We start from the raw sequence: 13,842 nt of genomic DNA, 5'->3' as shown, positions 1-13,842 counted from the left end.
CAGCTGCTGCTGTAAGCGCATCTACGACTTGGTGAGCCCGACACACGCCAGAACCTCCGATCGGCGCCAGCGGCTCGAACCACCGACTTTGATCTGCTGAGGAAATCTCTCGGCTGCGATATCCCGGTATATGCTCGCTTTCGAGCGGCAGAGAATCTCGCAGACCGCCTTCAGGTCAAGAAGGACGTCATGTTGATATTCGTTAGGTGTCATATTCAGTCTCCAAAGTAGTGACTGAAATAATTTGGGGTTGATTATCATAGTACAGAAATTGGAAGGTTAAAAAACCTTTAGACCGCTCAAAAATCGGCCATTCTGGCACATCAACGGGCTTGTAGTCCCGGTGTTGTCCCAATGCTACAACCAGAAGGAAGACACATGATTACAGAACAAATAACGCCAGTATATCAAAGAGTTAAATGGTGCCCGGGGGCGGAATCGAACCACCGACACGAGGATTTTCAATCCACTGCTCTACCCCTGAGCTACCCGGGCACGGGTCACCTCTTTCGAGGTCGGGTGAGCGGGTTCTAGGACCTGTGGCGCGGGGTGTCCAGCCCCATTTTGCCGGGAAATTCACTTCTTTTCCCGAAGCCCAGATTATTCTGCGTTAATGGGGCTTTGCAGGGTTCTCTTGTGCTGCCTCGGCGGCGTCGAGGGCCGCTTCAATGTCCTCAGGATCGCGCGAGGGGACGGCGTAGCTGCCGTTGAACCAGCGGCCCAGATCGATATCGGCGCAGCGGCGCGAGCAGAAGGGACGGTGCGCTTTTACGGTCTCGGCTTTGCAGATCGGGCAGGTCACTGGCCAGCCCCGTTCAGCACCTCAGCAAGTACCGGGCGGGCGCGTTTGCGTTGAAGCTCATAGTGGCCGAGGGGGGTCCACCCGACGAGGGTCGTATCGACGCCATCGGCGCGGAAGGCGGCGCGCAGGGCCGTCTCAAAGGTGCGGCGGTCCTTTTTGGGCATGGGTGCGAGATCGAGGGTGATCTGTCCGCCCAGCCCGCGCAGGCGCAATGCACGGGGCAAGGCGCGGGCGCAGGCCATATTGGCTTTGACCCCGGCAGCCAGAGAAGCGTCATTGCCGGTGTTCACGTCCACCGCAACCAGCGCGCGGGTGGGCTCGACAAAGATCGAGGCTCCACCGCCGAGGGGAACCTCCGCATTGTTGAGGCGGTCGAGCTCTTCCAACACGCCGTGCTCGGCAAAACCGCCCGCGTCGGTCACGACCTCAGCAGGCGCGGTCCAGTCGCGCCAGGCCAGCAGATGGGGCCCGTCGCCTTCGGAGAGGGTTTCCATCTCGCTCGCGCTGTCATTGGCTACGGTATCGGCCAACGCCATCATATTGGCGATGTCTTCCGCAATGTCATCGCCATCGGCCCCGGCGCAGGACGACCGCAGGATCAGGCCGAGGTCCGCCCCACCCGCCGCCTCATGCGCGATTTCGAGCAGCCGGTCACGTTCTCCTTCGTCCTTGATCGAGCGCGAGATGTTCAACCCCGGTGCATCGGGTGTTACGATGGCATAACGCGACTTGAACAGCAGCTTGTTCGTCACCGGTATCGCCTTGCCCGGCTCGGCATGGCCCGAGACCTGCACGAGGATCGTCTGACCGGGAGCCAGTCCCTTGATCTGGCGCAGAAAGGCCGCGCCGTCGGGGGTCTTGAGGAACATCCCTCCCTGCCCCTTCACTGGGCGATCCGCAATGGCGCGGTAAACCGTGCCAACGCGAGGCGCATCGCTGTCCACCAGCAAATCATCAAGCTTGCCATCCACCATCAGTGCGGCGGCTTCGACATCGTTCAGGTGGTCGAGAATGATCGTTCGGCCCTTCATGCGGCACCTCCGTCAAATGGGTAGCCTGCTGCTTGCAGCAGGTTTGCGGCTTCGGCCAGTGGCAGGCCGACAATCGCAGTGAATGAGCCGCTGATCCAAGGAATCAACGCCCCGGCGGGACCTTGGATACCATAGCCGCCCGCCTTGCCGCGCCAGTCGCCGGTGGCGAGGTAGCGGCGAATTTCAATGTCTGAGAGGGACTTCATCTTTACAGTGCTTTGCACATCACGCTGCCAGAGCTTCTCGCCCCGTTTCACGGCAACAGCGGTCACCACTTTATGCCGCCGACCCGACATCAGCCGCAAGAAAGCCTCGGCCTCTGCCGCGTCCTCAGGCTTGCCCAAGATCCGCCGCCCGATCGCAACCGTGGTGTCCGCACAAAGCACGATGTCATCCGCCGCGGCAGGCACCGCCGCCACCTTTTCGCGCGCCATGCGGGCGCAATAGGGGCGCGGCAATTCCGCCTTGTGCGGGGTCTCGTCGATGTCGGGGGCGCGCACGGCATCGGGCACAACGCCGATCTGCGCGAGCAGCTCCAACCGGCGCGGTGATCCTGATCCGAGAATGAATTGCATCTTAGGGGCCTCTTTGCATGAGGCCGGCGGCCCGGCGGGGGCCGCGCACGGCCCCGCCTGCGCCGCGCATCGCGCGAACGCGGTGCCGCTTACTTGAAGCGATAGTTGATCCGACCCTTGGTCAAATCATAGGGTGTCATTTCCACCTGAACTTTGTCGCCAGCCAGAACACGGATGCGGTTTTTCCGCATCTTACCTGCCGTATGCGCGATGATCTCATGGCCGTTTTCCAGCTCGACCCGAAACGTCGCGTTAGGCAGGAGTTCCTTCACGACACCGGGAAATTCGAGCGTATCTTCCTTGGCCATGGTCTCTCCTTGAGCACAAAACCCTCCAATCTGAGGGCGCAGGCCTAAATGGGCGCATTTTGCCGCTTTTTCAAGGGGGATTCAGCGCAAAGCGACGTTTATCGCCTTTCCATCGCGTCCGACCTGATCCTGCCAGTCCCGTCGGTTCAGCACAACGCCATCCGCGCGCACCTCTGCGACCTGCGCTAAGTCGGCCTCTGCAATGGTCCAACCGGGGGCGTTAACCTCTCTCACCCCCAACACACCGGTAGGGGGAAAGCCCCGGTCGGGTGGGCAGAAAATGCCGCCTGCACCAAAGGACTGGCCCAAAGCCTCCGACCAATCCGCCGCGCCGACCACCGAAGACATCGCCGTGATGCACTGATTCTCAAGCGCACGGGCCATGGAACCGATGCGCACACGCCAGTACCCCGCAAGCGTTTCGGTCACGCTTGGCACGCAGATCACGTCGCATTCGGCCAAGGCCCGGCCCAAAAGTGGAAACTCACTGTCGTAGCAGATCAGAATGCCGATCTTGCCTAAGGTCGTGTCAAAGACCTGCAAGGCGTTGCCGCCAATAACGCACCATTCCTCGCGCTCAAACCGGGTCATGATTTGCTTGTCCTGCACTCCGATCTGCCCCGAGGGCGTGATCAGCCGGGCGCGGTTCACCGGGCGGCTGTCGGTGACCGCGGGGCCAGATGCTGCGACGATGTGCACGTCATGCTCTGCCGCCAGTTTCAGATGCAACCGATCCGCCTCTTCCAGCTTTTCGGAAACCGAATATAACGACTTTTCCAAATCCCCCGCCACATCCGCGCCGTCGAGCGTGGCCAATTCCATCGCGCCATACTCCGGGAAGACCAGCAGTTCCGCCCCCTGCACCGCCGCTTCCGCCACCCAATGGGCCAGCTTATCTTCGTATTGGGCCCAAGAGGTCAGAACGTCGAGCGGATAGGCGGCGGTGGCGATTTTCATGGGGGTCTCCGGGCTGTTTCGCAGCAGTCTGCGAGGCTTTGCAGGGGGCTTCAAGAGCATTGTGCTGCGAAGCCATCTTTCCCGGCGACTTCCAAAAAACAGAATACGACGCGCTCAAATACGCGGCAATTGCTTGACCGCGTGGCTATGCGGTTTCACAAAACCTGAAAGGAATGGAGAGCGAATGCTGAACAAAGGCATCACCTTGCGAGGCATCGAAGTCTTTGAGGCTTTGGCGCGCACAGGCTCTGTCGCGCAGGCGGCACAGGCCACCGGGCTCAGCCAACCGGCCGTGAGCCAACAGATGCGCAATTTGGAGGCGGCCATCGGGGCGGAACTGGTCGATCACACCCGCCGCCCCATGCGGCTGACGCAAGCCGGGCAGATGTTTCTGCGCCGCGCTGGCTCGGCCCTGTCGGAACTGCGGCAAGCGCAAAGCGAGGTCACAATCATGGATCTTGCACATCTCGATGCGCTGAACCTCGGGGTGATTGACGATTTCGACGATGACCTGACCCCGCGCCTCGCCACCATTCTGGGCGACAGCTTGACGGGTTGCCGCTTTCGCATGATCACCGCAGGCAGCAATGAGTTGGCCCAAGCGCTGCGCGACAAGACCTTGCATATGGCATTGTCGGCCCAGATCGACACAAAGCTGGACTCCGTGCTGGAACACCCCCTGGCCCGCGACCCCTTCATCATCCTGACCCCGGCCGATACGCCTGAAGACGCTACCGCGTTGCTTGCCAATGCGACTGAGCTGCCCTTCCTGCGCTATGCCGAAGACCAGTTGATCGCGCGACAAATCGAAAGCTACCTCGCCCAGCAAAGCCACCAACTGCCCGCCCGCTTTGAGATCGGTAGCCATCTCGCGCTAATGGCGATGGTGGCCAGGGGCATCGGCTGGACGATCACCACCCCCTTGGGCTACATGCGCGCCGCACGGTTCCATGACCGCCTGTCGGCGCACCCCCTGCCCGCCCAGAGCCCTGCGCGGACGATCTCGCTTTTCGCCGGGGCGGAATGGTCCGGCCCAGTGCCCCGCGACATCGCGCAAACCGTGCGCCAATTGATGCAGACCCATATGATCGCCCCGGCCATTGCGAAACTGCCTTGGCTGGCGGAGGGGTTTCACCTGCTTGAAGACCAACCGCAGATCAGGGAATAATCAGCTATGACCAAGATCGTGATCCTCACCGGCGCAGGTATCTCCGCGGAAAGTGGGCTAGAGACCTTCCGCGCCTCCGACGGCCTCTGGGCGCAGCACCGTGTCGAAGACGTAGCCACGCCCGAAGCCTTTGCCCGCAACCCCAAACTGGTGGTCGATTTCTACAACGCCCGCCGCGCGCAGGCGGCAGAGGTTTCGCCCAATGCCGCGCACCGGGCACTGGCAAGGCTGGAGGCCGAGTTGGACGGCGAGGTGGTGGTGATCACCCAAAACGTTGATGACCTGCATGAACAGGGCGGATCACAGAACGTCATGCATATGCACGGCAGCCTCAAAGGTGCGCTCTGTGCTGCCTGCGATCACCGCTGGCCTGCGCCCATGGTCATGGCCCCCGGTGACCCCTGCCCGGCCTGCAATGCCCCCGCCGCGCGGCCCGACATCGTCTGGTTCGGCGAGATGCCCTATGACATGGACGCGCTTTTCGAGCATCTGGCCGAGGCTGATGTCTTTGCCGCGATCGGAACCTCGGGCAATGTCTATCCCGCCGCTGGTTTCGTCGCCGAAGCCCGCCGCGCCGGGGCGCAGACGCTGGAGTTTAACCTAGAGCGTTCCGCCGTGGGCAACCAGTTTGCCGAACACCGCGTCGGCCCCGCCACGCAGACGGTGCCGGCATGGGTTGATGAAGTGTTAAAGGACAACAAAAGCGCATAGGCAGCCGCGCCCTATTGCGCCTCCGCCTGCCCATTCGGCATGTCCAAGGTAAAGACCGTTTCCGTGTCATCTGACGCTGCCGTCAGCGTCCCCCCATGCCCTGCGGCAATCTCGGAGGCGATGAACAGCCCCAGACCCAAACCTTCGCGACTGGGGTGATCGCTCACCCGCTCGAAGGGCATGAACAGGGTCGGCATCAGCGCGTCCGGTATCTTCTCGCCCTGATTGGCGACCGACAGGATGAACCGCCCCTCCTTTAGCCGCGCATCCATTTTGATGGGTGCCCCGGCAGCGCCATGGGTGCTCGCGTTTGCCAAAAGGTTCGACAGCAACTGTGCCACCCTCGGCACATCACAGGTCACCGGCTCCGGCAAGTCGATGTCTTTGGTGATGGTCTGGTTCGGTGCGATTGCCTGAAATTCTTCGATAATCTGGTCCAGCGCCATGGCCAGATCATCAGACGGCCTTGGCTCAACCACGATTCCGCCGCCACTGCGCTGGCGCGCCTGATCCAGCAGGTTCTCGATCAGCATGCCCATACGCTTGACCGATCCGCGCATGAGGCCCACGACCTCCTTGGCGCGTTCATCCAACTCGCGCCGCTCCATCATCTTGAGCCCGGCAGTCAGCGCCTGCACGGGGTTGCGCAGATCATGGGCCAGTATCGCGATAAAGCGCTCCTGCACATAGCTGCGCTTGCGTTCGTCGCGCAGCGCGCTGGTGCTTTTCGAGAGCGCCTCATCCGCATCCAGCCCCTCGCCGATCATCTGGGCAAAGAGCCGAAACATCGACAAGACCCGATCATTGTTCAGCTTGCGCGGCTCGGGATCGATCGCGCAGAGCGTGCCAAAGAAAGACCCATCCGCCCGACGGATCGGGATCGAGATATAGCCACGAAACCCATATTGCGCCGGGCAGTGGTGATTGACGTAAACCGGGTCGGTATTCACATCGTCGATGACGATCTCTTGGTCAAATCGGCGGACCTCATGGCACAGCGTGCTCTCGACATCCAACTCATCCCCCGGCGTCAGGCCAAAGGAGATCTGATCGACCGCCCGACAGGTCACCCAGCGGGATTCCGTTACCCGCGCCACGGCGGCAAAGCCCATGCCCGTTGCAAGCAGCACGGTCTCCAATAGCGTCGGAATCATTCTGTTGCGCGCAATAGCGTCAATATCGGCTTGGAAATCATGCATCGAGAGATCTGCTCAGAAGGGCTTTGTTCACATTACGACGGCCCGAATGGACACATGTTAGAACGAATATAAGCGCGGCAGGGGATGGGTCAATGTTATGTTCTGTTGGCCGATCCGCGCGTCATAAGCGTAGCCCACCCCAGAAACGAAAAAGGCCCCGATCCTTTCGGATCGAGGCCCCAATCTACAAAGCAGCAAGCCTTAGCTCAGCACGTCAGCCGTGGCGCTGGACTTGGCAATCGCCTTTTTGATCTTCAGCGCGTTGGTGGACAGCTCAACGTCTTTGGCTTTCGCCAGGAACTTGTCCAAACCACCGCGGTGGTCGACGCTGCGCAGGGCTGCGGCAGAGATGCGCAGCTTGAACGCGCGGCCCAGAGCTTCGGACTGCAACGACACGTCGTTGAGGTTCGGCAAGAACCGACGACGGGTGCGGTTGTTGGCGTGGCTTACATTGTTGCCCGTCATCGGGCCTTTTCCGGTCAATTCGCAACGGCGCGACATGGGTTCATCCTTTTGCTGTTGTGGCCTGCCAGCGATCCGGCAAAACACATACGATAGGGGCCGCGCAGAGCCGACCCTGAATTGGTCCGCTGGCTTTAGGGGGAATCGCGGCAGCCGTCAACCCGAACCACCAAACATGGGCGCTTTTCCTGCGCGCCCTGCCCTTGGGTCAAGCCATCTGGCCCGCTCCGCCCCGGCGCTACGCTGGATTTTGCCGGTTGTCACCGGGTTTTCTTTGCATCCCGTCTGAGGATTTGCGATGCAGACCCATGACATTACAGATGCGCGCCCTTTTCGTTCACCTTTTCACCGCCACCGGTGCTGTGCTGGCCATGCTCGCCATGCTCGCCGCCGTGGAGGAGAAATGGGACCTCATGTTCCTCTGGCTGGTGATCGCCTTTTTCGTCGATGGCATCGACGGGCCTCTGGCGCGCAAATACGATGTGAAGACCAATGCGCCCGAGTTCGACGGCGTGCTGATGGATCTGATCATCGACTATCTCACTTACGTCTTTATCCCGGCCTTTGCGCTGTTCACCTCTGGCCTGATGGACGGTTGGAGCGGCTGGGCGATGATCATCATCATTACCTTTGCCAGCGTCATGTATTTCTCCGATACCCGGATGAAGACCAAGGACAACTCCTTCAAAGGCTTTCCGGGCTGTTGGAACATGCTCGTACTGGTGCTTTTCGCGCTCCAGCCCGAATGGTGGATCAGCCTGATTCTGGTGACGATCCTTGCCATTAGCATGTTCGCCCCGATCAAATTTGTGCACCCCGTGCGGACCGAGCGCTGGCGCCCGCTGACCCTGCCAATGGCGCTGGCCTGGACCTTCTTCGCAGGCTGGTCGGCTTGGGTGAACTTTGACCCCGAAAGCTGGGCGCATTGGGGGCTGGTCGTCACGTCCGTCTATCTGGTCTTTGCCGGGGCCGCGCAGCAGGTGATCCCGTCCAAGGACGCCTGAGGCGAGATTTGCCTTGACCTCAACCTAGGTTGAGGCGGCACACAGGTCTCTGACAAGGAGACCAGCATGACCCAGATCACCCCTGATTCCATCGAGACGCCGAACGCCTATGTGTCCTGGGGCGAGTTTCTGGGCAGCGCCTATGCGGCCTCGCTGGCCTTGGTCTGCCTTGCCGTCTGGCTTCATGCCGCCGACAGCCTCATCGTGGCCACCATGCTGCCCTCCATCGTGGCCGAAATCGGCGGCGCGGCTTTGGTCAGTTGGAGCGTGTCGATCTACGAGATCGGCTCCATCGTTGCTGGCGCGGCGGCCGCCTTGCTGACCATGCGCTACGGGTTGCGCGGGCCGATGAGCCTCTCGGCAGCGCTTTTTGGTGCAGGCTGCGCGCTCAGTGCCATGAGCCCGACGATGACGGTATTGCTGGTCGGACGCGGCCTGCAGGGGCTGGGCGGCGGCGGGCTGGTGGCCATGTGCTTCTTGACCATTGGCGTGCTCTTTCCGAGGCGCTATGCCGCGCGGGCGCTGGCGGCGGTCTCGACCTTTTGGGGCATTTCGGCTTTCCTCGGGCCATTGATTGGCGGCTTCTTCGTGGAATACGCGACATGGCGTCTGGGGTTCTGGTTCTTCGCGGCGCAGGCCTTTGGCCTCGCGCTTTGGATCGCCCTACGCGGCGGGATCGCACGCCCGGCAGCGGTCACCGAGATGGACCGCTTTCCGGTCACCCGCTTGGCGCTGCTCTGTCTTGCCGTGGTGCTGATCTCGCTCGGCGGCGTGCGGGTCGAGCCGCTAAGCACAACGCTCTATGTCGGCGCGGGTCTCGCGTGCCTCGGCTGGTTCCTCTGGCGCGACAACGCGGCCAAGGGCGACCGCCTGTTGCCCGCCGCCCCGATAGACCCGCGCCATGCCACCGGCGCGACCCTGCTGATGTTATTCCTGCTGTCGATGGCCACGGTTGCGATCCTCGCCTATGGGCCGCTTTTGATGGTCGCCGTGCATGGTACCTCGGCGCTGGTGGCGGGCTATATCGTGGCGGCCTCGTCGGTCGGCTGGACACTGACGGCGGTGCTGGTCAGCGGCGCGCCCGAGCGGCAGGACCGCGCTTGGATCACGGCGGGCATGGCGATGACCACGCTGGCGGTTGCGGGCTTTGCCTATGCGGTGCCGCAGGGGCCGCTCTGGCTGATCGCGGTTTTCGCGCTTTTCGAAGGCGGTGGGTTTGGCCTTGCCTGGACCTTCATCCTGCGCCGGATCACCGCGCTGGTGGCCGAGGATGAGGTGCAGCGTGTCTCGGGCGCAATGCCGACGGTGCAGCGCTTGGGCTATGCACTCGGCGCGGCCTATGTGGGGATCATCGCAAATGCTTCGGGGTTTTTAACGATGGATGGCCCGGCAGAGGCCGCGCATGTGGCAGGGTGGGTGTTTTTGTCCTGTGTGCCTCTGGCACTGGCCGGGCTGATGGCCATGTGGGGTCTGGTGCGGCGTCATGCCTATGATGCGACACTGGGCTAGATCAGCAAGCCCGCCGCGCCCTCGTGGCGCAGCAACGCGACCTTGGTCTCCACCCCGCCCGCGCCGCTAAAGCCGGTCAGCCCCTTGGCCCCCATGACGCGGTGGCAGGGGATGATGATCGGGATCGGATTGCCGCCACAGGCGCCGCCCACGGCCTGTGCGGGCACGCCGAGGTCGCGGGCGATTTCGCCATAGGTGCGGGTATCGCCAAAGGGGATGGCCACGATCGCGTCGCAGACGGCGCGCTGGAAATCACTGCCCTTGACCCGCAGCGGCAAGTCGAAACGCTGGCGCTTGCCTTGGGCATATTCGCTAAGCTGCGCAAGCGCTGTGTCGAGCACATCCGACCGCTCTTGCCGCGCCGCCTGCCCCCAGCCGAGCGCGGTAATCGCGCCGTCTTCTTCAGTCAGGAGTAGATCGCCAAACGGCGTGGAAAGAGAGGCTTGTTTCATTGGACCACCCTGCCCCAGAAAACCACATTGCGAAAGAGCGCGAAGGGCATCGCCCTCCCTGGGGGGCGTTCCTCCATCTCCGGCTGGCATGGGGGCGCAAGAATCGCCGTTGTAGCAATTCGCCGAAACGCTGCAAAATCGCCCTCCGGGGGGAGGGAGGGCGATGCCCGGTGTGCCACCGGGCGGAGCATTTGGGGAGCTGGCGAAGAAAAACGGGCGGCGGTTTGACCGTCGCCCGTGTGAAAATTTACAAAACGTAGCGAACTAGCCGCCAACGCTTCTCCGGACCGAACTGCTCAGCGACACCGTCACTCTCCAGCATTGCGAGTACCGTTCTGGAAATGTGACCTACATGTTCGACGTGTCCGCCGTATATTCCCAAACTCTTTCCGACATCTACGTTTCTCAGCCCTTCTTCCGGGGCATTTTCGAGAACAGTTCTTACAGCAGCCTTCAATGCTGCCAAAGCACCCTGAGCAGTTTCGAAAGCTTCATTGATAGTGTTCATGCGTTTTCCTCCGCCAGCGCCTCGCGCACCGCTTTGTCACAGCGGCCACAGACGCCGGGATACTCATGCGTCCCGACATCCGGCAGCACTTTCCAGCAGCGCTCGCATTTGGCCCCTTCGGCTTTCTCAAACACCACGGCCACGCCTTGGGTCTCTGGCATCCGGAAGGCCTCAGCCGGGGCTTCATCGCCGGTCACGGTGATGTCAGACGTGATGCTCACATCCTCGAAAGACACGCTCTCCAACGCCGCGCGCTGCGCCTCATCGGCCACATGCACCACCGGGGCGGCCTCCAGCGAAGCGCCAATCACCTTCTCGGTCCGCTGCACTTCCAAAGCCGCGGTCACCACACGGCGTGCCGCACGGACCTTGGCCCATTTCGCGGCCAGTTCCGGGTTCAACCACGCCTCTGGCGTCTCCGGCATATCTACCAGATGCACCGAGGAGTCATCGCCCGGGAAACGCTCGAGCCAGACTTCTTCCATCGTGAAGACCAGCACTGGCGCCAGCCAAGTGGTCAGACGGTGGAACAGGATATCCAGCACCGTGCGCGCGGCACGGCGGCGCAGGGTGTCGCCGTCGCAATAAAGCGCATCCTTGCGGATATCGAAGTAAAAGGCCGAGAGATCAACGGTGGCAAAGGTAAAGACCGCCTGAAACACACCTTGGAAGTCAAAGCGCGCGAAACCGTCCCGCACGACCTTGTCGAGCTCCGCCACCCGGTGCAGCACCCAACGCTCCAACTCAGGCATCTCGGCAGGATCGACCCGGTCCGCCTCGCTGAAATCGTTCAGCGCGCCCAGCATATAGCGCATGGTGTTGCGCAGGCGGCGATAGCTGTCGGCCACACCTTTGAGGATCTCATCCCCAATGCGCTGGTCCGCGGTGTAATCAGTCTGCGCCACCCAGAGCCGCAGGATATCCGCGCCGTATTGCTGCACGATCTTCTCAGGCACGATGGTGTTGCCGATCGACTTGGACATTTTCATACCCTTGGCGTCCAGCGTGAAACCATGGGTCACGACATTGCGGTAGGGCGCACGGCCCGTGGTGCCAACGGACTGCAACAGCGAGGAATGGAACCAGCCGCGGTGCTGGTCGGTGCCTTCCATATAGACGTCTGCAATGCCGTCCTCGGTGCCGTCTTCACGGTCACGCAGGGTGAAGGCATGGGTCGAGCCGCTGTCGAACCAGACGTCGAGGATGTCGGTCACCTGATCGAACTCCGCCGGATCGACGATGCCTTCCAAAAAGCGCTCTTTGGCGCCCTCGGCATACCAAGCATCCGCGCCTTCGGCCTCAAAGGCCTCGACGATTCGCTGATTGACCTCAGGATTGCGCAGCAGGAAGTTTTCGTCGGTCGGCGCGACACCTTTGCGCACGAAACAGGTCAGCGGCACGCCCCAGGCGCGCTGGCGGCTCAGCACCCAGTCGGGCCGTGCTTCCATCATCGAATGCAGGCGGTTGCGGCCGGATTTCGGCGTCCAGTTAACGTTGTCGATCTCGGTCAGCGCGCGTTCGCGGATGGTTTTGCCGTGCATGTCGAGCCCGTCGCCGACCTCTTTGTCGATGGCGGCAAACCACTGTGGCGTGTTGCGGTAGATCACCGGCGCTTTGGAGCGCCAGCTGTGCGGATAGCTGTGCTTGATCTTGCCACGCGCCAGCAAGCCGCCGACCTCGACCAGCTTGTCGATGATGGCGCTATTGGCGTTGCCCTCTTTGCCGTTCGGCTTGAGGATCGCCTTGCCACCAAAGAAGGGCAGATCGTCGCGGAAACGGCCGTCTTCCATGACGTTATAGGTGATGACCTGCGGCAGCATGCCGAGATCGCGGTAAAGCTCGTATTCTTCGAGACCGTGCGAGGGTGCGCAGTGGACAAAGCCTGTCCCCTCATCCGAGGTCACAAAATCCGCTGCGCGGAAATCGCGCAGATCGTCCCATTCGCCGTTTGCCCCTTCGGCGCCCGCCAGCGGGTGCAGGAGGGAGATCTTGGCCAGCTCGTCATTCTCGACACCTCGAACGCGCTGCCACATGCCGTCTTCCAAACGGGCCCGGGCAAAGACATCCGCCGCCAGATCGTCGGCCAGCAGGAAACGCTCGCCCACATTGGCCCAGCACTCCTCCGGCGTCGCGGTGACTTCGTAGAGGCCATAGGAAATGCCCTCACCGTAAACCACGGCCTTGTTCGAGGGCATGGTCCAAGGCGTCGTGGTCCAGATCACTACATTAGCGTCTTCAAGATCGCTCTTCTCGTGGCGCTTAGGGTCGTTCGGGTCATAGTGCAAAGCGACCTTGAATTTCACCCAAACGGTGTGGCTTTCCTTGTCGTGATACTCGACCTCGGCCTCAGCCAGCGCGGTCTTCTCGACCGGCGACCACATCACGGGTTTAGAGCCTTGATAAAGCGTGCCGTTCATCAGGAACTTCATGAATTCCTCGGCGATGACGCGCTCGGCGTGGAAATCCATCGTCAGATACGGATTTTCCCAATTGCCGGTGATGCCTAGACGCTTGAACTCTTCGCGCTGCACATCAACCCAGCCGCGGGCGAACTCGCGGCACTCAGAGCGGAATTCGTTGATCGGCACCTGATCCTTGTCGCGGCCCTTCTTGCGGTACTGCTCTTCGATCTTCCACTCGATCGGCAGGCCGTGGCAATCCCAGCCGGGGATATAGCGCGCGTCATAGCCCATCATCTGGTGGCTGCGTACGATCATGTCCTTGATCGTCTTGTTCAGCGCGTGTCCGATGTGCAGGTGCCCGTTGGCGTAGGGCGGGCCGTCGTGCAGCGTGAAGGGCGTACGCCCCTCTTTCTCGCGCAGGCGATCATAAACGCCGATCTTCTCCCACCGCTCCAGCCAGCCAGGCTCGCGCTTCGGCAATCCGGCGCGCATGGGAAAATCAGTTTTGGGCAGGTTCAAAGTTGCTTTATAGTCGGGGGTCTCGGCGCACATGGGGAGCGTCCTTTAGGCATTTGGGGGGTTTATTCAATCTGGTTCGGTGCGAGCGGCTCAAACACCTCTGCCCGGCGTCTCAATGGATCAGAGCGCCGGGGATATAATTCGAATAATGATCGCGGTGAGGCGTGTCATAGGGGCGCTTATAAACAGCACCCCCTGCCCCGACAAGCCCCGGTTACGCCGCTTTCTGGCAGCA

The 13,842-nt window shown here is 61.7% G+C and carries 15 protein-coding genes and 1 tRNA gene; 4 read left to right on the top strand and 12 right to left on the bottom strand.

Annotated elements, in window-relative coordinates; translation table 11 throughout:
* Window positions 1-21: 21 nt before the first annotated feature.
* The 7 genes from BLS57_RS13290 to BLS57_RS13260 all read right to left on the bottom strand — a co-directional run bounded on the left by BLS57_RS13290 (window position 22) and on the right by BLS57_RS13260 (window position 3,673).
* Window positions 22-213: a helix-turn-helix transcriptional regulator gene (locus tag BLS57_RS13290; protein ID WP_093743160.1), complete on the bottom strand. Its 192-nt coding sequence runs from the start codon at window positions 211-213 to the stop codon at window positions 22-24.
* Between the two features lie 207 nt (window positions 214-420).
* A tRNA-Phe gene (locus BLS57_RS13285) sits at window positions 421-495 on the bottom strand.
* 115 nt (window positions 496-610) lie between these two features.
* A complete protein-coding gene (locus BLS57_RS13280; RefSeq protein WP_093743096.1) occupies window positions 611-802 on the bottom strand; it encodes a DNA gyrase inhibitor YacG in 192 nt (63 codons plus the stop codon).
* Window positions 799-1,833, bottom strand: coding sequence for a ribonuclease E/G (locus BLS57_RS13275; RefSeq protein WP_093743094.1), 1,035 nt, complete (start codon window positions 1,831-1,833; stop codon window positions 799-801). The genes BLS57_RS13280 and BLS57_RS13275 overlap by 4 nt, the downstream gene beginning before the upstream one ends.
* Window positions 1,830-2,408: a Maf family protein gene (locus BLS57_RS13270; protein ID WP_093743092.1), complete on the bottom strand. Its 579-nt coding sequence runs from the start codon at window positions 2,406-2,408 to the stop codon at window positions 1,830-1,832. Before BLS57_RS13270 ends, BLS57_RS13275 begins: the two co-directional genes overlap by 4 nt.
* An 89-nt stretch (window positions 2,409-2,497) precedes the next feature.
* A complete protein-coding gene (infA, locus tag BLS57_RS13265) occupies window positions 2,498-2,716 on the bottom strand; it encodes a translation initiation factor IF-1 (RefSeq protein WP_005978431.1) in 219 nt (72 codons plus the stop codon).
* Between the two features lie 81 nt (window positions 2,717-2,797).
* Window positions 2,798-3,673, bottom strand: coding sequence for a carbon-nitrogen hydrolase family protein (locus BLS57_RS13260; RefSeq protein WP_093743090.1), 876 nt, complete (start codon window positions 3,671-3,673; stop codon window positions 2,798-2,800).
* 184 nt (window positions 3,674-3,857) lie between these two features.
* On the opposite strand from BLS57_RS13260, the gene BLS57_RS13255 reads away from it, so the two are divergent.
* Both BLS57_RS13255 and BLS57_RS13250 read left to right on the top strand, forming a co-directional pair.
* Window positions 3,858-4,841, top strand: coding sequence for a LysR family transcriptional regulator (locus BLS57_RS13255; RefSeq protein WP_093743088.1), 984 nt, complete (start codon window positions 3,858-3,860; stop codon window positions 4,839-4,841).
* Between the two features lie 6 nt (window positions 4,842-4,847).
* Complete coding sequence (locus BLS57_RS13250; protein ID WP_093743086.1) at window positions 4,848-5,552, top strand: NAD-dependent deacylase; 705 nt, start codon at window positions 4,848-4,850, stop codon at window positions 5,550-5,552.
* An 11-nt stretch (window positions 5,553-5,563) separates the two neighbouring features.
* Here BLS57_RS13250 and BLS57_RS13245 read toward each other — a convergent pair whose 3' ends face one another.
* Both BLS57_RS13245 and rpmB read right to left on the bottom strand, forming a co-directional pair.
* A complete protein-coding gene (locus BLS57_RS13245; RefSeq protein WP_093743084.1) occupies window positions 5,564-6,751 on the bottom strand; it encodes a GAF domain-containing sensor histidine kinase in 1,188 nt (395 codons plus the stop codon).
* Window positions 6,752-6,952: 201 nt separating this feature from the next.
* Entirely contained in the window at window positions 6,953-7,252 is a 300-nt protein-coding gene (rpmB, locus tag BLS57_RS13240) for a 50S ribosomal protein L28 (protein ID WP_093743082.1), read from the bottom strand.
* 269 nt (window positions 7,253-7,521) lie between these two features.
* On the opposite strand from rpmB, the gene BLS57_RS13235 reads away from it, so the two are divergent.
* Entirely contained in the window at window positions 7,522-8,217 is a 696-nt protein-coding gene (locus tag BLS57_RS13235; protein ID WP_093743081.1) for a CDP-alcohol phosphatidyltransferase family protein, read from the top strand.
* Between the two features lie 66 nt (window positions 8,218-8,283).
* On the top strand, window positions 8,284-9,726 hold the full coding sequence (locus tag BLS57_RS13230) for an MFS transporter (protein WP_093743078.1): 1,443 nt from the start codon (window positions 8,284-8,286) through the stop codon (window positions 9,724-9,726).
* On the opposite strand, the gene BLS57_RS13225 is transcribed toward BLS57_RS13230, so the two are convergent.
* The 3 genes from BLS57_RS13225 to ileS form a co-directional block, all read right to left on the bottom strand.
* A complete protein-coding gene (locus BLS57_RS13225; protein WP_093743075.1) occupies window positions 9,723-10,178 on the bottom strand; it encodes a methylated-DNA--[protein]-cysteine S-methyltransferase in 456 nt (151 codons plus the stop codon). The two genes, BLS57_RS13230 and BLS57_RS13225, sit on opposite strands and share 4 nt — an antisense overlap.
* Before the next feature lie 247 nt (window positions 10,179-10,425).
* Complete coding sequence (locus BLS57_RS13220) at window positions 10,426-10,686, bottom strand: hypothetical protein (protein WP_093743073.1); 261 nt, start codon at window positions 10,684-10,686, stop codon at window positions 10,426-10,428.
* Window positions 10,683-13,640 carry an isoleucine--tRNA ligase gene (gene ileS, locus BLS57_RS13215; RefSeq protein WP_093743072.1) on the bottom strand — a complete coding sequence of 986 codons (2,958 nt, stop codon included), beginning with the start codon at window positions 13,638-13,640 and terminating at the stop codon, window positions 10,683-10,685. Before ileS ends, BLS57_RS13220 begins: the two co-directional genes overlap by 4 nt.
* Window positions 13,641-13,842: the final 202 nt, after the last annotated feature.

Origin of the sequence: Sulfitobacter delicatus (assembly GCF_900102535.1) — a bacterium.
GTDB classification, from domain to species: domain Bacteria; phylum Pseudomonadota; class Alphaproteobacteria; order Rhodobacterales; family Rhodobacteraceae; genus Sulfitobacter; species Sulfitobacter delicatus.
The sequence above is the reverse complement of the archived record's forward strand: the minus strand, read 5'-3'. Positions and strand labels throughout refer to the sequence as shown.